General features: G+C 72.0%; 23 protein-coding genes. 10 read left to right on the forward strand and 13 right to left on the reverse strand.

What is annotated here, in order from left to right:
* Positions 1-545, forward strand: a 545-nt coding sequence (locus Q7A36_RS33445; RefSeq protein ID WP_305108140.1) for a transposase, incomplete at its 5' end; no start/stop codon positions are given.
* 16 nt (positions 546-561) lie between these two features.
* On the opposite strand, the gene serB is transcribed toward Q7A36_RS33445, so the two are convergent.
* Entirely contained in the window at positions 562-1455 is an 894-nt protein-coding gene (gene serB / locus Q7A36_RS33450) for a phosphoserine phosphatase SerB (protein ID WP_305108141.1), read from the reverse strand.
* Positions 1456-1526: 71 nt separating this feature from the next.
* Here serB and miaA point away from each other — a divergent pair, with 71 nt between their 5' ends.
* The 5 genes from miaA (at position 1527) to puuE (ending at position 7129) form a co-directional block, all read left to right on the forward strand.
* A complete protein-coding gene (gene miaA / locus Q7A36_RS33455) occupies positions 1527-2537 on the forward strand; it encodes a tRNA (adenosine(37)-N6)-dimethylallyltransferase MiaA (RefSeq protein ID WP_305108142.1) in 1011 nt (336 codons plus the stop codon).
* 84 nt (positions 2538-2621) lie between these two features.
* The gene (locus Q7A36_RS33460) at positions 2622-4415 is read left to right on the forward strand and encodes an acetolactate synthase 3 large subunit (RefSeq protein WP_305108143.1); all 1794 of its coding nucleotides are present in this window, start codon (positions 2622-2624) and stop codon (positions 4413-4415) included.
* Between the two features lie 76 nt (positions 4416-4491).
* Positions 4492-5016, forward strand: coding sequence for an acetolactate synthase small subunit (gene ilvN, locus Q7A36_RS33465; protein WP_305108144.1), 525 nt, complete (start codon positions 4492-4494; stop codon positions 5014-5016).
* Between the two features lie 35 nt (positions 5017-5051).
* Complete coding sequence (ilvC, locus tag Q7A36_RS33470) at positions 5052-6068, forward strand: ketol-acid reductoisomerase (protein ID WP_305108145.1); 1017 nt, start codon at positions 5052-5054, stop codon at positions 6066-6068.
* A gap of 137 nt (positions 6069-6205) precedes the next feature.
* Positions 6206-7129, forward strand: coding sequence for an allantoinase PuuE (gene puuE, locus Q7A36_RS33475; protein WP_305108146.1), 924 nt, complete (start codon positions 6206-6208; stop codon positions 7127-7129).
* 43 nt (positions 7130-7172) lie between these two features.
* On the opposite strand, the gene Q7A36_RS33480 is transcribed toward puuE, so the two are convergent.
* The 10 genes from Q7A36_RS33480 to Q7A36_RS33525 all read right to left on the reverse strand — a co-directional run bounded on the left by Q7A36_RS33480 (position 7173) and on the right by Q7A36_RS33525 (position 15449).
* Positions 7173-7364: a hypothetical protein gene (locus Q7A36_RS33480; RefSeq protein WP_305108147.1), complete on the reverse strand. Its 192-nt coding sequence runs from the start codon at positions 7362-7364 to the stop codon at positions 7173-7175.
* Positions 7361-7669, reverse strand: coding sequence for a BrnT family toxin (locus Q7A36_RS33485; protein ID WP_305108148.1), 309 nt, complete (start codon positions 7667-7669; stop codon positions 7361-7363). Before Q7A36_RS33485 ends, Q7A36_RS33480 begins: the two co-directional genes overlap by 4 nt.
* Before the next feature lie 88 nt (positions 7670-7757).
* On the reverse strand, positions 7758-9449 hold the full coding sequence (locus Q7A36_RS33490) for a putative 2-aminoethylphosphonate ABC transporter permease subunit (protein ID WP_305108149.1): 1692 nt from the start codon (positions 9447-9449) through the stop codon (positions 7758-7760).
* Positions 9442-10557 carry an ABC transporter ATP-binding protein gene (locus Q7A36_RS33495; RefSeq protein ID WP_305108150.1) on the reverse strand — a complete coding sequence of 372 codons (1116 nt, stop codon included), beginning with the start codon at positions 10555-10557 and terminating at the stop codon, positions 9442-9444. The genes Q7A36_RS33490 and Q7A36_RS33495 overlap by 8 nt, the downstream gene beginning before the upstream one ends.
* A 4-nt stretch (positions 10558-10561) precedes the next feature.
* Positions 10562-11557 carry a putative 2-aminoethylphosphonate ABC transporter substrate-binding protein gene (locus Q7A36_RS33500; RefSeq protein WP_305108151.1) on the reverse strand — a complete coding sequence of 332 codons (996 nt, stop codon included), beginning with the start codon at positions 11555-11557 and terminating at the stop codon, positions 10562-10564.
* Positions 11558-11814: 257 nt separating this feature from the next.
* Positions 11815-12639 (reverse strand): phosphonoacetaldehyde hydrolase, encoded by an 825-nt coding sequence (gene phnX, locus Q7A36_RS33505; protein ID WP_305108152.1) that lies wholly within the window; start codon positions 12637-12639, stop codon positions 11815-11817.
* Complete coding sequence (locus Q7A36_RS33510; protein ID WP_305108153.1) at positions 12636-13763, reverse strand: TIGR03364 family FAD-dependent oxidoreductase; 1128 nt, start codon at positions 13761-13763, stop codon at positions 12636-12638. The genes phnX and Q7A36_RS33510 overlap by 4 nt, the downstream gene beginning before the upstream one ends.
* A gap of 63 nt (positions 13764-13826) precedes the next feature.
* Positions 13827-14093, reverse strand: a complete 267-nt coding sequence (locus Q7A36_RS33515) for a BrnA antitoxin family protein (protein ID WP_305108154.1) — start codon at positions 14091-14093, stop codon at positions 13827-13829.
* The gene (locus tag Q7A36_RS33520) at positions 14044-14325 is read right to left on the reverse strand and encodes a BrnT family toxin (RefSeq protein ID WP_305108155.1); all 282 of its coding nucleotides are present in this window, start codon (positions 14323-14325) and stop codon (positions 14044-14046) included. Before Q7A36_RS33520 ends, Q7A36_RS33515 begins: the two co-directional genes overlap by 50 nt.
* Positions 14326-14369: 44 nt before the next feature.
* Positions 14370-15449 carry an LLM class flavin-dependent oxidoreductase gene (locus Q7A36_RS33525; protein WP_305108156.1) on the reverse strand — a complete coding sequence of 360 codons (1080 nt, stop codon included), beginning with the start codon at positions 15447-15449 and terminating at the stop codon, positions 14370-14372.
* Between the two features lie 187 nt (positions 15450-15636).
* Between Q7A36_RS33525 and Q7A36_RS33530 the strand changes: the two genes are divergently transcribed.
* The 3 genes from Q7A36_RS33530 (at position 15637) to Q7A36_RS33540 (ending at position 17205) form a co-directional block, all read left to right on the forward strand.
* Positions 15637-15984, forward strand: a complete 348-nt coding sequence (locus Q7A36_RS33530) for a hypothetical protein (RefSeq protein WP_305108157.1) — start codon at positions 15637-15639, stop codon at positions 15982-15984.
* A gap of 278 nt (positions 15985-16262) precedes the next feature.
* The gene (locus Q7A36_RS33535; protein WP_305108158.1) at positions 16263-16421 is read left to right on the forward strand and encodes a hypothetical protein; all 159 of its coding nucleotides are present in this window, start codon (positions 16263-16265) and stop codon (positions 16419-16421) included.
* A 370-nt stretch (positions 16422-16791) separates the two neighbouring features.
* Complete coding sequence (locus Q7A36_RS33540) at positions 16792-17205, forward strand: globin family protein (protein WP_305108159.1); 414 nt, start codon at positions 16792-16794, stop codon at positions 17203-17205.
* A gap of 254 nt (positions 17206-17459) precedes the next feature.
* On the opposite strand, the gene Q7A36_RS33545 is transcribed toward Q7A36_RS33540, so the two are convergent.
* Both Q7A36_RS33545 and pdxA read right to left on the reverse strand, forming a co-directional pair.
* A complete protein-coding gene (locus Q7A36_RS33545; protein WP_305108160.1) occupies positions 17460-18188 on the reverse strand; it encodes a pyridoxine 5'-phosphate synthase in 729 nt (242 codons plus the stop codon).
* Entirely contained in the window at positions 18185-19168 is a 984-nt protein-coding gene (pdxA, locus tag Q7A36_RS33550) for a 4-hydroxythreonine-4-phosphate dehydrogenase PdxA (protein ID WP_305108161.1), read from the reverse strand. Before pdxA ends, Q7A36_RS33545 begins: the two co-directional genes overlap by 4 nt.
* Before the next feature lie 105 nt (positions 19169-19273).
* Here pdxA and Q7A36_RS33555 point away from each other — a divergent pair, with 105 nt between their 5' ends.
* A complete protein-coding gene (locus tag Q7A36_RS33555) occupies positions 19274-19669 on the forward strand; it encodes a hypothetical protein (protein ID WP_305108162.1) in 396 nt (131 codons plus the stop codon).

Here is a 19669-nt window from a genome sequence, read left to right on the forward strand (position 1 = left end):
GCCGACGCCAGATCGTCGAGATGATCGGCATGGAGCAGAACCGCGCCCGCCAGGCGCGGGCGCCCAAGGTCGCCCGCACCATCCGCGCCACCCTCAAGGTGCTCGAGGCCCAGCTCGCCACGCTCGATGCCGATATCGACGACACCATCCGCCGCTCGCCCGCCTGGCGCGCCGCCGACGACCTCCTCCAGAGCGTCCCCGGCATCGGTGGCATCACCGCCCACACCCTCATCGCCGAGATGCCCGAACTCGGCCACCTCGACCGCCGCGAGGCCGCCGCCCTGATCGGCCTCGCCCCCATCAACCGCGACAGCGGCCAGAAGCGAGGCCACAGGGCCATCGCAGGCGGCAGGACCACCGTCCGCAACGTCCTCTTCATGGCAACCCTCAGCGCCGTCCGCTGGAACCCGATCCTCAAGGCCCACTACCAGCAACTCGTCGCCCGAGGCCGCCCCAAGAAGGTCGCCCTCGTCGCCTGCATGCGGCGGCTCCTCGGCATCCTCAACGCCATCCTCAGGGCCGGTACCCCATGGCAAACCGCTTGACCCGAAAGACGGTCGCTCAGGCCGCGACGATCTCCGCCGCGCGGTAGCCCTGCGCGAAGAGCAGGCCGCGCAGGTCGGCATGGTCGAGCCTGGCCCGCGCCGCCGCGGCCACGACAGGTTTGGCGCGGAAGGCGACGCCGAGCCCGGCCGCCTGGATCATGGCGAGGTCGTTCGCCCCGTCGCCGACCGTCGCCGCCGCCTCCAGCGCCAGCCCGTGCTCGGCCGCGAGGCGCTTCAACGTCGCCAGCTTGGCGTCGCGGTCGAGGATCGGCTCCCCCACCTTGCCGGTCAGCCTGCCATCCGCGATCTCCAGGGTGTTGGAGTAATGCGCATGGAAGCCGACGACATCCGCGACGCGGCCGGTGAAGAAGGTGAAGCCGCCGGAGACGAGGGCGCAATGCGCGCCGTTCGCCCGCATGGTGCGGACCAGTTCCCGCGCGCCCGGGGTCAGCGCCGTTGCCTCCCAGGTGCGCTCGAGCGCCGAGACGGGCAGGCCGGCCAGCATGCCGACGCGCTCGATCAGCGCCGCGCGGAAGTCGAGTTCGCCGTTCATGGAGCGGCGGGTGATCTCGGCGATCCGCTCCTTCAGCCCGGCATAGGCGGCGATCTCGTCCAGCGTCTCGGTCGTGACGATGGTGCTGTCCATGTCGGCCAGCAGCAGCTTCTTCCGCCGCCCCGCGGTCGGCACCGCGATGGCATCCACCGGCGCGCCCGCCAGCGCCGGGCCGGCGGCGGCGACAGCCTGCTCGGCGGCGAGGCCATCGAAGGGCAGGTCCACCGCCTCCGCCTCCGCCAGCCAGTCCGGCGCGCCGGTGGCGGCGCCGAGCGCCTGCAGCGCGTCCCGCACGCGGAGCAGCAGCGACTGGCCGAGGCCGCCCGGGGGCGCGACGAGGGTGAGGATCTGGGACATGCGGCGCCCTGGCTGTGGGGGATGCGGTCTCGCCCCGGCGGGGCGCGCCGCTCTATCGCGAAGGCCGCCGCATGACGCAATCGGCGCGCGTGAAGGCAGGCCCGCCGGCGCTGATCGTGGCGGGCCCGACCGCGAGCGGGAAGTCAACGCTGGCGCTCGCGCTGGCGGAGCGGCTGGGCGGCACGGTCATCAATGCGGATTCGATGCAGGTCTACCGCGAGTTGCGCATCCTCACCGCCCGGCCGACGGCGGAGGAGGAGGCCCGCGTGCCGCACCGCCTCTACGGCATCCGCCCGGCGGCCGAGGCGGCGAGCGTCGCCTGGTGGCGGGAGCAGGCGCTGGCGGAGATGGCGGCGGCCCGCGCCGCGGGACGCCTGCCGATCCTCTGCGGCGGCACCGGGCTCTACTTCCTCTCGCTCACCGAGGGGCTCTCCGCCATCCCGCCGGTGCCGGAGGCGGCGCGGGAGGAAGCGCGGCGGCTGCTGGCCAGGCTCGGCGCGCCGGGGCTGCATGCGCGGCTGGCCGAGGCCGATCCGGAAACGGCGGCGACGCTCAGGCCGGGCGACAGCCAGCGCATCGCCCGCGCCTTCGAGGTCTGGCGCGGGACGGGCAGGGGGCTGCTCGCCTGGCAGCGGGAGGGCGCGCAGACCGGCCCCGCGCGCCTCCATGGCCTGCCCTGGCGCTTCGCCGCCGTGCTGCTCGACCCGCCGCGGGAGGCGCTGCGCGCCGCGATCATCAGCCGCTTCGACGCGATGCTGGCCGCGGGTGCGCTCGAGGAGGTGCGGGCGCTCGGCGCCCTGAACCTCGACCCCGCCCTACCGGCGATGCGGGCGCATGGCGTGCCGGAACTGCTGGCGCATCTCGCAGGAAGGATGACGCTGGCGGCGGCGCGGGAGCGCGCGGTGCTCAATACCGGGCAGTACACCAAGCGGCAGGCCACCTGGTTCCGCCACCACGCACTGTCATCTTCGGGGGCCGCCCCGCCCGACACGCATATCATCCATGCGCGGATCGAGGGCACGGCGCAATTTCAGGAAAGCCTTGTGCCGGGAATCTTGGCGTTTGTTGATTCGGGGCGTTGACGCGCCGCAGCAGCGGGCGTAGGGGTGCGGCCCTCGCCACGCCGGCCCCCGCCGGCCGGCGACGTATTGCCCGAGGAAATTCCCATGTCCGCCACCCTTCAGACCCCGACCGAGGCCCGCACCATGACCGGTGCGGAGATCGTCCTCCAGGCGCTGAAGGACCAGGGCGTAGAGGTCATCTTCGGCTATCCCGGCGGCGCCGTCCTCCCGCTCTACGACGCGCTGTTCCACCAGAACGCCATCCGCCACATCCTGGTGCGGCACGAGCAGGCGGCGGTGCATGCGGCGGAGGGCTATGCCCGCTCCACCGGCAAGGTGGGCTGCGTGCTGGTGACCAGCGGCCCGGGCGCGACTAATGCGGTGACCGGCCTGGTGGATGCGCTGCTGGACAGCGTGCCCGTGGTCTGCCTGACCGGCCAGGTGCCGACGCACCTGATCGGCAACGACGCCTTCCAGGAGGCCGACACCACCGGCATCACCCGGCCCGCGACCAAGCACAACTACCTCGTCAAGGACATCCGCAAGCTCGCGGCGACCGTGCACGAGGCCTTCTACGTCGCCAAGAACGGCCGGCCCGGCCCTGTCGTGATCGACCTGCCGAAGGACATCCTGATCGGCAAGGGCCACTACCAGGAGGCGCCGCAGGCCCCGCACCGCAGCTACCGCCCGCAGACCGAGCCGGACGCGCAGGCGATCCGCGATGCGGTGAGGCTGCTGAAGGGCGCGAAGAAGCCGGTCGTCTACGCCGGCGGCGGCGTGATCAATGCGGGGCCGGAGGCTGCCCGCCTGCTCGGCGAGTTCGTGCGCATGACGGGGATGCCCTGCACGAATACGCTGATGGGCCTTGGCGCCTATCCCTCCACGGACCCGCAATTCCTCGGCATGCTGGGGATGCACGGGACCTACGAGGCGAACCTCGCCATGCATGGCTGCGACGTCATGCTGAATATCGGCGCGCGCTTCGATGACCGCGTCACGGGGCGGCTGAACGCCTTCTCGCCGAACTCGAAGAAGATCCACGCCGACATCGACCCGTCCTCCATCAACAAGAACGTCAAGGTGGACGTGGCCGTCGTCGGTGATGCCGGCCGCGTGCTGGCGGCGCTGATCGAGGCCTGGAAGGAGGACGGCGCCGCGCAGGACAAGGCGGCGATCGCCGTCTGGTGGCGGCAGATCGATGCCTGGCGGGAGACGCGCTGCCTCAGCTACGTGCAGCAGGGCAGCATCATCAAGCCGCAGCACGCGGTGAAGCGGCTCTACGAGATCACCCGCGAGATGGGCCGCGATACCTTCATCACCACCGAGGTCGGCCAGCACCAGATGTGGGCGGCGCAGTATTTCGGCTTCGAGAAGCCGAACCGCTGGATGACCTCGGGCGGCCTCGGCACCATGGGCTACGGATTGCCGGCGGCGATGGGCGTGCAGATCGCGCACCCCGACGCGCTGGTCATCGATATCGCGGGTGAAGCGTCGATCCTGATGAATATCCAGGAGATGGGGACCCTCGCGCAGTACCGACTGCCCGTGAAGATCTTCATCCTGAACAACGAGTACATGGGCATGGTGCGGCAGTGGCAGGAGCTGCTGCACGGCTCCCGCTATTCCGAGAGCTACTCGGCGGCGCTGCCCGACTTCGTCAAGCTCGCGGACAGCTTCCACGCGCACGGCATCCGCGTGACGCGGGCCGAGGACCTCGATGCCGGCATCCGCGAGATGCTGGCGCATCCGGGCCCGGTCATCGCCGACATCGCGGTCGCCAAGGACGAGAACTGCTTCCCGATGATCCCCTCGGGTGCCGCGCATAACGAGATGATCCTGGCGGCCGGCCAGACCGGCGGCGTCGCCGGCGTGACGGATGAGGGCAAGGTGCTGGTCTGAACCTGGGACGCCGCACCGATTCCCGGCGGGGCGGCGCTGCCGTCCCGCGCCCGATCCTCTCGCCCGTGATGATTCCATGCCCGACCCGACCGATACCACCTTCCGCAACGCGACCATCGCCGTCCTCGTGGAGAACGAGGCCGGCATCCTGGCGCGCGTCGTCGGCCTCTTCTCCGGCCGCGGCTACAACATCGAGAGCCTGACCGTGGCGCCGGTCGACGAGAACCGCCGCCTCTCGCGCATCACCATCGTCACCTCGGGCACCGACATGGTGATCGAGCAGATCAAGGCGCAGCTCGACCGACTGGTGCCGGTGCACAAGGTGAGCGACCTGACGCTTGAGGGCCCGCACCTCGCGCGCGAGATGATGCTGATCAAGGTGGTGGGGAAGGGCGAGAACCGGATGGAGGCGCTGCGCCTCGCCGACGCCTTCCGCGCCCGCGTGGTGGATGCGACGACCGAGAGCCTGGTCTTCGAGATGACGGGGGCGGGCGAGAAGCTCGACGCCTTCATCGACCTGATGCGGCCGATTGGGCTGAAGGAGGTCTCGCGCACCGGCGTCGTCGCCATCGCGCGCGGACCGAGCGGCCTGCTGGCCTGAGCTGATACGAGTTCCTGGAAGGGAGAGGCGCTGTCATGCGCGTTTACTACGACCGCGATGCGGATGTGAACCTGATCAAGGCCAAGAAGGTCGCGGTCATCGGCTTCGGCAGCCAGGGGCACGCGCATGCGATGAACCTGCGCGATTCCGGCTGCGCCGATGTCGCCATCGGCCTCCGCCCCGGCGGATCCTGGAAGAAGGCGGAGGCCGCCGGCTTCAAGGTCATGACCCCGGCCGAGGCCGCCAAGTGGGCCGACGTCACCATGGTCCTTACGCCGGATGAACTGCAGGGCGACCTCTACCGCGACCACCTGCACGCCAACCTGAAGGAAGGCGCGGCGATCGCCTTCGCCCATGGCCTGAACGTGCACTTCAACCTGCTCGAGCCGCGCGCCGACCTCGACGTCTTCATGATCGCGCCGAAGGGCCCGGGCCACACCGTGCGCTCCGAATACCAGCGCGGCGGCGGCGTGCCCTGCCTGGTCGCGGTGCACCAGAACCCCTCGGGCAATGCGCTCGAGATCGCGCTCTCCTATGCCTCCGCCATCGGCGGCGGCCGCTCCGGCGTCATCGAGACGACCTTCAAGGAGGAGTGCGAGACCGACCTCTTCGGCGAGCAGACCGTGCTCTGCGGCGGCCTGGTCGAGCTGATCAAGGCGGGCTTCGAGACGCTGTGCGAGGCGGGCTACGCCCCCGAGATGGCCTATTTCGAGTGCCTGCACGAGGTGAAGCTGATCGTCGACCTCATCTACGAGGGCGGCATCGCCAACATGAACTACTCCATCTCCAACACGGCCGAGTACGGCGAGTACGTGACCGGCCCGCGCATCATCACGCCGGAGACTAAGGCGGAGATGAAGCGGGTGCTGGAGGACATCCAATCCGGCAAGTTCGCGCGTGACTGGATGCTGGAGAACAAGGTGAACCAGGCGAGCTTCAAGGCCACGCGCCGCCGCCTGGCCGAGCACCCGATCGAGGAAGTCGGCGAGAAGCTGCGTGGCATGATGCCCTGGATCAAGAAGGGCGCCCTCGTCGACAAGACGCGGAACTGAGGACCGGGGGGAAGAAGGCACTTCTTCCCCCCGGAGCCCCCCATCATCGTTTTCTGTGAGTCAGCCAACTTACAAAAAAAGGAGGTGGGGGTGCGGGGGAGGAGTTCGCTCCTCCCCCGCTCTTCCAGCCAAGCCCCATGACGATCCTCGCCGCCGAGACCGAGCACCCCCGCGACTTCCTGGGCTACGGGGAGAACCCGCCCGACCCGCAATGGCCGGGCGGCACGCGCCTCGCCCTCTCCTTCGTGCTGAACTACGAGGAGGGCGGCGAGCACACCGTGCTCAACGGCGACCCGCACAGCGAGATCTACCTGCACGAGGTCCCGGGCGGCACGCCGCGGCAGGAGCGCGACCTCTCGACCGAGACGCAATTCGAGTACGGCGCCCGCGCCGGCGTCTGGCGCATCCTCCGCCTCTTCGCCGAACGCGACCTGCCGCTGACCATCTACGGCGTCGGCCGCGCGCTTGAGCTCAACCCGACCGTCGCCCGCGCCTTCACCGCGCAGGGGCATGAGGTGGCCTCGCATGGCTGGCGCTGGATCGACTACCGCACCGTGCCGGAGGAGGTGGAGCGCGCCGAGGTCGCCCGCTGCTACGAGACCATCGAGCGCACCACCGGGCAGAAGCCGCAGGGCTGGTACACCGGCCGCATCAGCCTGCGCACGCGGCGGCTGGTCGCCGAGCATGGCGGCTATCTCTACGACAACGACAGCTATGCCGACGACCTGCCCTATTACGTGCGGGCCGCGGGCAGGCCGCTGCTGGTCGTGCCCTATACGCTCGACAACAACGACATGAAGTTCGCGGTGCCGCCGGGCTTCGCCTCCAACGACGGCTTCACCCGGCACCTGACGGATGCCTTCGACTTCCTGCGACGGGAAGGCGAGAGGTCGCCCAGGATGATGTCGGTAGGGCTGCATTGCCGCATCACCGGCCGGCCGGCGCGGGCGGCGGCGCTGGAGCGGTTCCTCGACCATGTCTGCCGCCACCGCGACGTCTGGGTGGCGCGGCGGGCCGAGATCGCGCGGCACTGGCTGCAGGTGCATCCGCCGGCGGCGTGAGGCCGGTTCCCGCCCGCGGAAGGGGCGACCGAGGTCTCCCCGCTCAGGCCCGGCCTGCGGGCGAGGCGGGGCGGTCCTTGCTCTCGCGCGCCTTCGCCCGCTCGATGGCGTCGCGCAGCGTGCCGAGCCGCGTGCCGGGACGGCTGTCCGCGATGTCGGAGGTGTCCGGCCCGTCCTTCTGCGGCGGGCGGGATGCGGGCGCGGACCGTTCCGCGACAGGGGCTTTCCGGCTCATGACAGGTAGAGCGCCTCCTCGGTGGGGGTCGCGGCGCGGGCGCTGATGATGCGGATGAACCCGATGTCCTCCGCGCTCTCGCGGCCCGTCGCAACCTCGATGTATACGGCGATCGCCAGCAACCTGCCAGTGCTGCTGCGCCCGATCAGCTTCTCCCGCGGCTCACCCGCTTCGTCCTGAGGTTCGGAACAGGCATGCATGTCGTCGAGCACCGTCGCCGCCTCGGCAAATCCCACATGATGCTTCCTGAGGTTGCGCGCCGCCTTGTCCAGGCGCCATCCCACATGGAACGCCTCGCCGGCCACGACTCGCCGTTCCCAATGCTCCATGCAGCATGGAAACAAGAGGACGTTACGAGAGCAAGACTTCCATTCGCGACGGCGCGCCCCCGCGCTACCGCCGCCACCCCTGCGTCAGCCGCCCCACCGCGCCGCCCAGCGCGACATGCGCGACCTTCACCGCCAGGGTGACGCCGAGGATCGTCACCGCCATGGCCGCCGCGGCGCTGACCTGCCCGGCCTCGTCCATATGCACCACCGCGACCGAGGCAAGCTTGGTGTCCGGCCCGTAGAGGAAGATCACCGCGCTCACCGTCGTCATGGCATTGACGAAGATGTAGACCGCGATGTCGAGGATGGCGGGCAGGCAGATCGGCACCGTCACCCGCCCGAAGGTCACCCAGGCCGGCACGCGCAGCGAGGCGCCGACCGCCTCGAATTCCGGGTCGAGTTGCCGGATGGCGGTCACCGCGGTGAGGTGCGCGACGGTGTAGAAATGGACGACGCTGTTCAGCACCAGGATCGCCAGCGTCCCATAGAGGAAGCCCAGCGGGTTCCGCGGGTGGTTGAAGAACAGGATGAAGGCGAGGCCGAGCACGAGCCCCGGCACCGCCAGCGGCAGGGTGGCGACGAAGCGCACCAGGCCCGGGAGGTGGCCGCCGCGCGCCCCGCGCTCCAGCAGCCAGGCGATGCAGAAGACCAGCACCGTGCCGCACAGTGCCGCCAGCGCCGCCATGCGCACCGAATTTCCCAGCGCGTCCCAGCCCGTCGCGTCGAAACGGCCGAAATCGTAGTTGTCGAGCGTCAGCGACAGGTTCCAGGGCCAGAAGCGGATCAGCGATCCCCAGGCGGCCACGCCCACCAGCCCGACCAGCGCCGCCGCGACCAGCAGGCAGAAGGCCAGCAGCGGCCGGTCCCGCGCCGCGCGCGGCTTCGGTGCATAGGGCACCGCCCGGCCGGAGAGCGTGCCGGAGGCCTTCCGCTGCGCCCAGCGGTCCAGCAGGAAGGCGGCGAGGGCCGGCATCAGCAGCACGATGCCGACCACCGCGCCCATGCCGAAATCCTGCAGCCCGACCACCTGCTTGTAGACATCGGTCGCCAGCACCGGGAACTGGCCGCCGATGACCTTCGGGATGCCGAAATCCGTCACCACCAGCGTGAAGACCACGACCGCGGCCGAGACCAGGCCATAGCGCGCGCCGGGCAGCGTGACGGTGGCGAAGATCCGCCCGCGCCCGGCCTTCAACACCTCCGCCGCTTCGTAGAGCCGGGCATCGGCGGTCGACAGCGCGGTCGCCAGGATGATGGCCGCATGCGGGAAGCAGGTGAAGACCTGCGCCGCGACGATGCCGCCCGGCCCGTAGAGGCTGGCCCCGCCCGGCAGCGGCTTCAGCAGCCCCTGGTTGCCGAAGAGGTAGATCAGGGCGAGGGCCGGCAGCAGCGAGGGCGCCAGCACCGGCAGCAGCATGACCGCGCGGAACAGCCCCTTCCACGGGATGCAGGACCGCGTCAGCGCATAGGCATAGAGGAAGGCGATGGGCACGACGACCGCGGTCGTCGCCGCCGCGGTCCAGAGGCTGTTCCAGGCGCTGGCCAGCAGCGCCGGCGTCGTGACATAGGCGACGACATTCGCCAGGCCGACGAAGCGGCCATCCATGTCCTTGAAGGCCCGCAGCAGCAGCGTGCCGAGCGGCAGGACCAGCCCCACACCCAGCACCGCCGCGGCGAGCCACAGGCCGGCGCGCAGCAGGCGCGCATCGCCGGCCTCCCGCACCCGCGGGGCGCGGCCGAGTGCCAGGTCACTCATCGATCGGGAAGACCATGACGCGCTCGGCCGGCAGCGCCGCCGGCAGAATGGCACCCGGGACGGCGCCGAGCCTGCGCACGGCATCCGGCGTCGCATCCGCCTCCAGCCGCAGCCGCCCGGCCTCGAGCGAGAGGCGGCAGACCGGGCCGAGGAATTCCAGATGCGTCACCTCCGCCTGCAGGTGCCCCGGCAGCGCCGCCGCCTCCGCGCCCAGCCGCACATCCTCCGGCCGGACGAAGGCGAGCACGCGCGTGCCGAACAGCATCCCGCGCGAGGCCGTGCAGGGCAGCCGCAACCCGCCCGCGACCAGCGTGTCGGAGGGCGCGTCCACCACCGCCTCGAACCGGCTGCTGCGGCCGACGAAGCCGGCGACGAAGGCGCTGGCCGGCCGGGCATAGATCGCCTCCGGCCTGCCGACCTGCTCGATCCGGCCGCGCGACATGACGACGACGCGGTCGGAGACGCCCATCGCCTCCTCCTGGTCGTGGGTGACCATGATCGTCGTCAGGCCGAGCCGCCGCTGCAGCGCGCGGATCTCCTGCCTGAGGTGCAGCCGGACGATGGCGTCGAGCGCCGAGAGCGGTTCGTCGAGCAGCAGCAGCCCCGGCTCGTTCGCCAGGGCGCGGGCCAGCGCGACGCGCTGCTGCTGCCCGCCGGACAACTGCGCCGGGTATTTCTGCGCATGCTCCGCAAGCCCGACCAGCACCAGCAGTTCCGCCACGCGGTCCCGGCGCCTCGCCTTCGGCCAGGCGGGGCCGCGCAGCCCGTAGCCGATATTGTCCGTCACCGTCAGGTTCGGGAAGAGCGCATAGGACTGGAAGACGATGCCGAAGTCGCGGGCCGACGGCGGCAGGCCGGTGATGTCCCGCCCGCCCTGGGTGATCCGCCCGCTGCTCGCGGGATCGAGGCCGGCGATGGCGCGCAGCAGCGTCGTCTTGCCGCAGCCGGAAGGGCCGAGGAAGGAGACGAACTCGCCGGCGGCGACCGAGAGGCTGACGCGCTCCAGCGCCTGGAAGGTGCCGAAGCTCTTCGAGACCTGCTCGACGGTCAGGTAGGGCGCCGGCGCCGCCGCGGCGCCGTCGCGCGCAAGCTCCAGCGCCGTGCTCATCGGCTCAGTTCCGCGGGGCGGACTTGCCGTCGAAGCGCGCGGCCCAGGCCTTCAGGATCTCGTCGCGCTTCAGCGCGACCTCGCGGAAATCCTGGGCGACCAGGCGCTGCTCGAACTCCGCGGGGTAGCCCTTCACGGCAGGCGTCACGCCCGGCAGCGCCAGCACCGCGTAGGAACGGCCGTAGAGCTCCATGGCGGGGCGGGACACCGCGAAATCCGCCAGCTTCCGCGCGGCGTCGGCGTTCCTCGTCCCGCGCAGGATGGCGGTGCCCTCGAGGTCGAAGCCGACGCCGTCGGTCGGGACGATGATCTCGACCGGTGCGCCCTGGTTCTTCAGCGTGACGGCGCGCATGTCGAGCGAGATGCCGACCCCGTATTCGCCCCGCGCCGCGTTGTTGCAGGGCGCGCTGCCGCTATGGGTATAGACCTGCACGTTCTCATGCAGCTTCGCCATGTAGTCCCAGGCCGCGGCCTCGCCCTTTGCCGTGATCCAGCCGGCGACGGTCAGGAAGCCGGTGCCGGAGGAGGCCGGGTTGGGCATCGCGATCTGGCCCTTGAATCGCGGGTCCAGCAGGTCCGCCCAGGTCGTCGGCTTCGGCAGGCCCTTCTGCTGCGCGACGACGGTATTGAGGCAGATGGCCGAGACGAAGGCATCCATGCTGGTCCAGGTCATCGGGCTGCGGTCGCTGCGCATGGCGGGCCGCAGCGCCTCGGCATCCCGCGGCGTGTAGGGTTCCAGCATCTCCTGCTGCTCCATCTGCAGCAGGGAGAAGACCGAGAGGCCCCAGACGACATCCGCGCGCGGATTCGCCCGCTCGGCGATCAGCCGGGCGGTGATGACGCCGGTACTGTCGCGCACCCAGGCGATCTCGATGCCGGGCACCGCCGCCTCCGCCGCCTGCTTGAAGGGCTGAAGCTGCTCATTCTCGAGCGCGGTGTAGACCGTCAGGCGGGTCCGGGTCTGGGCATCGGCCGGCGGGGCGGCAAGGGCGAGACCCAATCCAAGCGCAAGGGGGCCAAGCGCAAGGGGCCCAAGCGCAAGGGGACCGAGCGCGACCGCGCAGGCACGACGAAGCATCCGGCGTCTCCATCACAGGCGCCCGCCTGATAGACTGTCGGAAGCCGCCATGATGTTACGCTTTCGTGGCAGGCGGCTGCCGCCAGGGCGGGGCCCGCAGGGCGAAGCCAGAATCGTGCCGCGCCGTTGCCGCCCGGGCCGGCGCTTGCGGCCTGTGCCGTGACGCTTTCCCGGGCAGGTCAGCCCGGCGATTCACCAGCGGCGAGCCGGGCCTCGATGGCGGCGATCGCGGCCGGCAGGTCGGCCGCGCTGTCGATGACGAGGTGCGCGCCGGCGGCCAGCATCTCCTCCGTCGCGCGCCGGCGGATGGCATCCTTCTCGCCCGCGGGCAGGGCGGCCAGTTCCTCGGCGGAGAGGCCGGCGATGTTGCCGGTCAGCGCCAGGCCCACCGCCCAGGTGCCGGCGGCGCGGCCCTCCCCGATGCCGGGCGGCGTGTCGTCCACCTTCACCACGGCCGCCGCCGGCCAGATGCCCATGGCGGCCATGGCGTGCCACATCTGCAGCGGCGCCGGCCGCCCGGCGGCGAGGTCGCCGGCGCAGACCATGACCTCCGGCACGAAGCCCTGCGCGGCGGCCAGCGGCGCAAGCTCGGCCATGATCGGCCGCGTGTAGCCGGTGGTCGAGCCGATGCGGATGCCGCGCTTCGCCAATGCCCGGAGCGCCTCGGCCACCCCGGGGATGAGCGCCGCATGGTCCTTCACGGCGGCGACGTTCATCGGCTCGAAGACCTCGAAGATCCGCCGGACGTCGGCCTCGTCGAAGTCGCGGCCGTGCCGGGCGCGCCAGGCGGCGTTCACCGCGCGGCCGACGGCGCGGATATGGTCGGCCTTGGCCATGCCCATCGGGCCGCGCGCATCGGCGATGCCGATCTCCACGCCGAAATGGGCGAAGGCGCGGACGAAGGCGCCCATGGGCGCGCGGCTGCCGTGGTCGACCACGGTGCCGGCCCAGTCGAGGATCACGGCCCTGATCGGCCCCGCATAGGGCCTGCGCCAATCGGTCATGCGGCGGTCTCCCAGGCTGCGAAGACATCCTCGGCCAGGCCGAAGGCGGTGCTCGCGCCGGTGCCGCTGGTGACGGAGACCAGCATGACGCCGGGCATCGGGCTCTCGAAGAAGGCGGTCTCGGGGCCGGAGGGATAGACGCCCACCCAGCGCTCCAGCACCTCCGGCCGCGGCAGGTCGAGCACGGCGGAGAGCTCACCGAGGATCAGGTCGTCCACCTCCCGCGGCTGGAAGGGGTCGGGGCTGTCGGCATAGTGGTGGCTGTCGCCGACCACCAGCGACCCGTCGGCGCCCTGCACGGCGATCAGGTGGATGCCGTTCTCCAGCTCCGCCGCCTGCTCCGCCCGCAGCCTGGCGGCGAGGCGGGGGAGGGAGGGGCAGTCCTTGTAGCCGAGATAGCGCACCAGCCCGAGATCGCTCATCACAGCCCCCGGCAGCGCGAAGCCCGGGCCGGCCCCAGGGGCTGCCACACGCAGCATGTGCAGCTTGCACAGCGTCACGCCGCGCCGCGTGAAGCTTTCGGGAAACAGCGTGCGCAGGTCGGTGCCGGGGCAGACCAGGATCCGCTCCGCCTGGATCGTGCCGACGCTGGTGTGCAGCCGCCCGGGCTCCACGCCTGTCACCGCCGTCAGCCGGCGGAACTCGACGCCTTGCGACTCCAGGTACGCCGTCAGCCGCGGGATGGCGTCGCGGCTCTCGACGCGCAATTCGTGCGGGCTGTGCATGGCGCCGGCCAGGTCGCCGCGCAGCGTCCCGGTCGCGGCGGCCTCGGCGGCGGTCAGCATGCGGCAGCCCTCGCCCATGGGGCCGGCGACGAATTCCTCGAGGCAGGCCAGCGCCTCCGGCCGTCGCGCGGCGAAGGTGAGGCCGCGATGATGGACCGCGATGCCGGCCTGCGGCGCGACCTCGGCCCAGATGTCGCGGGCGCGGCGGGCGCGGCGCCAGCAATCGCCGGCCTCCTGGCCGGTGACGGTGACGAAGCCGAAATTGCGGATGGAGGCGCCGATCGCGCGCGCCTCGCGCTCGACGACGAGGGTGCGCAGCCCGGCGCGCCGGGCGATCAGCGCATGGGCGAGGCCGACGATGCCGGCGCCGACGATGGCGATGTCATGGCGCTGGTCCATGGGGGTCTCCGCGGCGGGCCCCAGCGGTAGCCTGCGCGGCGCGGATCGGCAACGGCCGGCGCGTCAGGCGGCGTTGCGGTCCAGCCACTCCCGCACCGCCTGGTTGAGGCGGTGCTGCCAGCCGGGGCCGGTGGCGCGCAGGCGTTCCAGCAGGTCGGGGTCGAGGTCGGGCGTTGCCTGTGCCGCGAAGTCCGGCAGCGGCGGCCGGCCGGGACGGATCACCGTGTCGCCGTGGCGGAGTTCGGCGCGGTCGAAGAAATCCTTCGTCAGCGGCGGCGCGTCATCCGGGTCCACCCAGGTACTCTCGCCATTCGGCTTCTTCGTCGGCATGAGCATGCCTCATGGAAATGATGCGGCGGGCTTTCCCCCGCGGCGTCCAGACCAGAACGACCAGCCGGCCATCGAGGTCGCCAGCCGAAATATAGCGCGGTTCGCCGTAGTTGCGACGCCTGTCCTCGATCGTCGCGTAGTTGCCAGCAAACACGCGAACGGCATCCCGGAAATCAAGCCCTCGGTCAGCCAGCGTCCTGGCCCGCTTCGCCGGGTCGAAGGTGATCTCCATAATGATAACGTAACCAGATGCATGTCCGCCATCAACGCTCCGCGCTAAGCCTCCATCCGCCCCGGATTCCGCTCCGCGAGGATCGGCCGCACCCAGCGCGCGAAGCGCGTCGCCTCCTCGTCATGCAGGTAGCCGGAGAGGCAGAAGCTGTGGCAGCCGATATCGATGAAGCGCTGCAGCGCCGCCGCGCATTGCGCCGGATCGCCCACCACCGCGATGCCCGCGCCCTGCCGCGCCTTCGCCAGCCCGGCCCAGAGGTTCGGCGCGATCAGCCCACCCGTCTCGGCCAGCAGCGCCTGCACCCGCTGGTTGGCGACGGAATTCGCCACATTGGCCCGCACCGCCGCATGCCGCGCCTCGCCGACGCCGCGCACCAGTTCCTCGGCCGCCGCCCAGGCCTCCGCCTCCGTCTCGCGGCAGATGATCTGCAGCCGCATGCCGAAGCCGAGCGCCTCCTCCCGCCCCGCCTCGCGGGCGAGCGCGCGGATCTCCTCCATCTGCGCCGCGATGGCCTCGGGACGGTCGCCCCAGAAGAGGTGCACATCGGCATGCGCGGCCGAGACCGCCCAGGCCTGGGCGCTGCCGCCGCCGAGGTAGAAGCGCGGATGCGGCCGCTGCAGCGGCGCGGGCAGCACGCGCGCGCCGCGCAGCGTGTGGAAGCGCCCCTCCCAGTCCAGCGGCCCCTCGGCGGTCCAGAGCGCCTTCAGGATCGCCGTCTCCTCCGCCATCAGCGCGTAGCGCTCCTCCTTGCCGTAGCGGATGCCGTCGGCGGCATTCTCCGCCTCCGACTGGCCGGCGATCAGGTTCACCGCGATCCGCCCGCCGGTGAGCCGGTCGAAGGTCGTCACCATCTTCGCCAGCATCACCGGGTTCACGTAGCCCGGCCGCGCCGCGACCAGCATGCGGATGGAGGAGGACCGTCCCGCGAGGAAGGCCGTGGTCACCCAGGCCTCCCAGCAGGGGCCCGCCACCGGCACCAGCATGTATTCGAAGCCGGCCGCCTCGGCCGCCTGCACCACGCGGTCGAACATCGCCGTGCCGGGCGGGATCACCGCCGGCCCCTCGCCATAGCAGGTGGTGTCGCCGCTGCTGGGCAGGTACCAGCCGAATTCCAAGGGGCGCATGCCGCCTCCGTCGCGCGTTCCGGCCGGCATCCTGCGCGGCGGCGGCGGGAAGGGCCAGCCCGCCCGGCCTGTGCCGCGCGGCACAGACGAAACCATCCCGGATACGGAATCCTCCATGCCCCCCAGGCCGGTGCGGCCGGCCATCGGACATCCGCCGGCATGGCCGGCCATGCGAGGAGAGGACGCCATGCGACGCAGGATAGGGACCGCGCTGCTGCTGGCCATGCTGGCCGGCGCGGCGCGGGTCCCGGGCGCCGCCGCGGAGGACATGCAGGTCATCCAGGGCGGCGAGCATTTCGAGGTGCAGTGGAGCGGCGGGCCGCGCGACAACCTGGCCGGCGGCGGCTCCGCGCGGATGGTCGGCGGCGGCGAGGACCGCGGCCTGGCCTATGAGCCGGGCTCGGTCTTCGGCCAGCGCAGCCTGGCCACCATGTCCGGCGGCGGCGAGGACCGGACCATCACCCGGCGGGACCCGGATCCGCCGGCGACCATGCTGGCGCAGCCGGTGCCCGGGGCACCCCTGCGCCGGCGCTGAGCGGCAGCCCCGTGCCGCCCGCGCGGCGGCAGCAGGCGGCGGACGCCCTTCCCGCGATGCCGTCCGGCATCCCGCGGCAGGTCCGGGCCGGCAGGCCATCCCGCGCCGATCGCGGGGACGACCGGCCCGGGCGGCCGCGCCGGTCGTTCGGTCACCGCGCCGGCACCGCCGGACACCGCGCCGCGGCTTGCGCGGCATCAAGGAGCGGCAGCGGAAGCGGCGCTACCATGGCGAGCATTCCCCCGGGGATCTTCCCCCGGAGCGCAAGGAGTGCCCCCATGGTCGTCTCCCTCCTGCTCATGGGCCTTGGCATCGCCATGGCCCTGGCGCTCGGCGTGATCGGGACGCTGGGCTGCTGCGCCTGGCAGGCCCGCCGCGTGGCGGGGCCGGCCGCGGGGCATCCGGCAGCGCTTCCCCTCGCCGGCCGGCCCGGCTGACGCCACGGCCGCGCGCCGCAGCGCCGGGCCGCCTTGCGGGGAGCAGCATCGCAGCCCTGCACCGGCCATCCCCACGCTCCTCTCCGCTCCCAGGCCAGGATGGGAGACCTGGCCTGGGAGCGGCGAGGGGGCGGCCCGTGACCGCGCGACGCTTCCATGCCGGCCCGCGCGAGGCCGGCAGCGCGTCCGGGTGCGCCAACCGACGACGTGGTTTACGAAGAGCAATGAACGGATCTAGGGTGTGCTCTCCGCTCGGCAGGCTTTCGCGGCCCGGGCCACAGGTCGTGCGGTCCAGGCCCTTGAGATGGAAGCCTGCTGAGGATCCTGTTGCGGCGCAAACCCCGAGGGGTTTGCCGAGGAGAGCCACGCCATGACGCCGACCCAGGTCGCCCTCGTCCAGGACAGCTTCGCCAAGGTGGTGCCGATCAGGGAGGCCGCCGCCAACCTCTTCTACAACCGCCTCTTCGAGATCGACCCGGGCACCAGGCCTCTCTTCACCCGGTCCGACATGGGCGCGCAGGGCGCCAAGCTGATGGCGACGCTGGCCACCGTGGTGAATGGGCTGAGCCGGCCGGAGACGGTGGTGCCGGCGGCGCAGGCGCTGGCGAAGCGGCATGTCGGCTATGGCGTGACGGAGGCGCATTACGCCTCGGTCGGCGCCGCGCTGCTCTGGACGCTGGGCCAGGGCCTGGGCGAGGCCTTCACGCCCGCGGTGGAGGAGGCCTGGACCGCGGCCTATGCGCTGCTCTCGGGCGTGATGATGGAGGCGGCGAAGGCGGCGTGATCGGCCTCGCCGGGCTTGCGGTCGGCGGGCGGTCTGGGCTATAGGAATATCGTCAAAGGCCGCGCCACGCCCGCTGGCCGGGCAGGCGGGGCGAGGGCGATAAATTCTAAAATTTCCCGCCCTCCCTGGCGCGGACCCGGCGGAATTCCTGGCACAGGCCGGGAAAGGGCCGGATCGGACTCAGCGGAATTTTGCGTGTTAAAGCCCGGTTGATGGGAATTCAGCGGCCTTGAGCGGGGCCGGCCACGCCGCCCTTATCTCCGCGCCGCCGCGATCTGCTCCTTGAAGCGGCGGATGACGGCCGGCAGCCCCTCGAAGACGCTCTGCCCGATCAGGAAATGGCCGATGCTGACCTCGGAGACCTCCGGCATGGCGGCGATGGCGCCGACCGTCTCGTAGGTCAGGCCGTGGCCGGCATGGCAGTGCAGGCCGAGCGCCGCCGCCGCCGCCGCGCCGGCCTTGAGGCGCTCAAGGATCGGCGGGCGCCCGGCCGCGGCGGCATCGGCATAGGTGCCGGTGTGCAGCTCGATCGCCTGGGCGCCGAGGCGCGCCGCGGCCTCGATCTGCCGCGGATCGGCCTCGATGAAGATCGAGACCTCGATGCCGGCGCCCGCGAGGCGCTTCACCGCCTCGGCGAGGTCCGGGCCGGCGCGCAGCACGTCGAGCCCGCCCTCGGTGGTCAGCTCCTGCCGCTTCTCCGGCACCAGGCAGCAGGCGGGCGGGCGGAGGCGGGTGGCGATGCCGACCATCTCCGCGGTCGCCGCCATCTCGAGGTTCAGCCGCGTCTCGACCTCGGCCGCCACGCGGTCGAGGTCGCGGTCGCGGACATGCCGGCGGTCCTCCCGCAGATGCATGGTGATGCCATCGGCGCCCGCCTGCATGGCCAGGCGCGCGGCCTCGACCGGGCAGGGATGCGTGCCGCCGCGGGCATTCCGCAGCGTCGCCACATGGTCGATGTTCACGGAGAGGCGCATCGGGGTCATCGGAATGCCTTGCTGCGATTGGCCGCGATCTCGGCGGCGAGGCGGATGGCGGCGACCAGGCTGCCGGGATCGGCGAGGCCCCGGCCGGCGATGTCGAGCGCGGTGCCGTGGTCCGGGCTGGTGCGCACGATCGAGAGGCCGAGCGTGACGTTCACCCCGCCGCTCATGTCGAGCGTCTTGATCGGGATCAGCGCCTGGTCGTGGTAGAGGCCGAGCGCGACGTCGTAGCCCGGCCGCGCCTTGGCCGTGAACATGGTGTCCGGCGGGATGGGGCCGCGCGCGTCGATCCCCATCTGCCGCAGCGTGGCGACAGCGGGGGCGACGATGTCGCGGTCCTCGGTGCCGAGCGTCCCGTCCTCGCCCGCATGCGGGTTGAGCCCGGCGATGGCCAGGCGCGGCGCGGCGATGCCGAAATCCTGGCGGAGGCCGGCGGCGGTCAGCCGCGCGGTCTCGATGATGAGGTCGGGCGTGAGGCGGGCGATGGCCTGCTTCAGCGGCTCGTGGATCGTCACCGGCACCACCCGCAGTTCGGGGCAGGCGAGCAGCATCACCGGCGGCACGCCCGCGCCGGCGATCTCGGCGAGGTATTCGGTATGGCCCGGATGGGCGAAGCCGGCGGCATAGAGGGCGGATTTCTGGATCGGGTTGGTCACGATCCCGGCGGCGCGCCCCGCCTTGGCCAGCGCCACCGCCTCGTCGATGGCGGCGATCACCGCCGGCGCATTGGCGGCATCGAGCCGGCCGGGCTCGGCGGGGCGGGGCAGGGGGCGGTGCAGCACCGGCAGCGCCCGGCCGAAGGCGGCGAGGGCCTGCTCCGGCGCCCCGATGCGGGCAATGGGCGCGCCCCGCAGCCGGTCCGCATCGTCGATCAGGAAGAAGGCCGGCCCCGTGGCATGCAGGGCCTGCCATGCCGCGACGGCGATCTCGCCGCCGATGCCGGCGGGCTCGCCCATGGTGACCGCGAGGGGGATCTGGCTCATGCCCCGCATGTAGGCCCGCCGCCGGCCGCGGGAAACCGGGCCATCGGCAAGGGCGTGGCAAGCGGTGCGCGCCATCCTGCGGCGGGGCAGGCAGGGGGGCGGGATATGGGAGGCAGCGGCAGGCGGCGGGCGCTCGTCCTCGCGGCCGGGTTCGGCGTCCGGCTCGCCGCGGCACGCGCGCAGCCCGCCGGCTGGCCCGCGCCCTTCGAGCAGCGGGGCATCGAGGTCGAGGTGCGCGACGCCGCCAATGGCGTCGTGGCACGGGACCGCGCCTATCGCGAGGCGCGGCGCCGGGCCTGGCTGAGGCTGCGCGCCGCGCTGCAGGAGCCGGAGGCGCCGGCGACGGAGGCCGAGATCCTCGCCATGGTGGCTTCGATCATCGTCGAGCAGGAGCATGTCGCGCCGCGCGCCTATCGTGGCCGGCTGACGATCCGCTTCGACCCCGACCGGGTGGCGGCCATCGTCGGGCTTTACCCGCCGGATGAGGAGGAGCCCGACTAG

The organism is Paracraurococcus lichenis (assembly GCF_030657435.1).
Classification (GTDB): Bacteria; Pseudomonadota; Alphaproteobacteria; order Acetobacterales; family Acetobacteraceae; genus Paracraurococcus; species Paracraurococcus lichenis.

Bases quoted from the DNA above. Each gene is read 5' to 3' on its own strand.
- Q7A36_RS33520 (WP_305108155.1), bottom strand. From the start codon at position 14,325: ATGGAGATCACCTTCGACCCGGCGAAGCGGGCCAGGACGCTGGCTGAC.
- puuE (WP_305108146.1), top strand. From the start codon at position 6,206: ATGACGATCCTCGCCGCCGAGACCGAGCACCCCCGCGACTTCCTGGGC.
- Q7A36_RS33535 (WP_305108158.1), top strand. From the start codon at position 16,263: ATGGTCGTCTCCCTCCTGCTCATGGGCCTTGGCATCGCCATGGCCCTG.
- Q7A36_RS33530 (WP_305108157.1), top strand. From the start codon at position 15,637: ATGCGACGCAGGATAGGGACCGCGCTGCTGCTGGCCATGCTGGCCGGC.
- Q7A36_RS33460 (WP_305108143.1), top strand. From the start codon at position 2,622: ATGTCCGCCACCCTTCAGACCCCGACCGAGGCCCGCACCATGACCGGT.
- Q7A36_RS33515 (WP_305108154.1), bottom strand. From the start codon at position 14,093: ATGCCGACGAAGAAGCCGAATGGCGAGAGTACCTGGGTGGACCCGGAT.
- Q7A36_RS33480 (WP_305108147.1), bottom strand. From the start codon at position 7,364: ATGAGCCGGAAAGCCCCTGTCGCGGAACGGTCCGCGCCCGCATCCCGC.
- Q7A36_RS33510 (WP_305108153.1), bottom strand. From the start codon at position 13,763: ATGGACCAGCGCCATGACATCGCCATCGTCGGCGCCGGCATCGTCGGC.
- Q7A36_RS33540 (WP_305108159.1), top strand. From the start codon at position 16,792: ATGACGCCGACCCAGGTCGCCCTCGTCCAGGACAGCTTCGCCAAGGTG.
- Q7A36_RS33545 (WP_305108160.1), bottom strand. From the start codon at position 18,188: ATGACCCCGATGCGCCTCTCCGTGAACATCGACCATGTGGCGACGCTG.
- miaA (WP_305108142.1), top strand. From the start codon at position 1,527: ATGACGCAATCGGCGCGCGTGAAGGCAGGCCCGCCGGCGCTGATCGTG.
- serB (WP_305108141.1), bottom strand. From the start codon at position 1,455: ATGTCCCAGATCCTCACCCTCGTCGCGCCCCCGGGCGGCCTCGGCCAG.
- ilvN (WP_305108144.1), top strand. From the start codon at position 4,492: ATGCCCGACCCGACCGATACCACCTTCCGCAACGCGACCATCGCCGTC.
- ilvC (WP_305108145.1), top strand. From the start codon at position 5,052: ATGCGCGTTTACTACGACCGCGATGCGGATGTGAACCTGATCAAGGCC.
- Q7A36_RS33525 (WP_305108156.1), bottom strand. From the start codon at position 15,449: ATGCGCCCCTTGGAATTCGGCTGGTACCTGCCCAGCAGCGGCGACACC.
- phnX (WP_305108152.1), bottom strand. From the start codon at position 12,639: ATGACCGATTGGCGCAGGCCCTATGCGGGGCCGATCAGGGCCGTGATC.
- pdxA (WP_305108161.1), bottom strand. From the start codon at position 19,168: ATGAGCCAGATCCCCCTCGCGGTCACCATGGGCGAGCCCGCCGGCATC.
- Q7A36_RS33495 (WP_305108150.1), bottom strand. From the start codon at position 10,557: ATGAGCACGGCGCTGGAGCTTGCGCGCGACGGCGCCGCGGCGGCGCCG.
- Q7A36_RS33490 (WP_305108149.1), bottom strand. From the start codon at position 9,449: ATGAGTGACCTGGCACTCGGCCGCGCCCCGCGGGTGCGGGAGGCCGGC.
- Q7A36_RS33555 (WP_305108162.1), top strand. From the start codon at position 19,274: ATGGGAGGCAGCGGCAGGCGGCGGGCGCTCGTCCTCGCGGCCGGGTTC.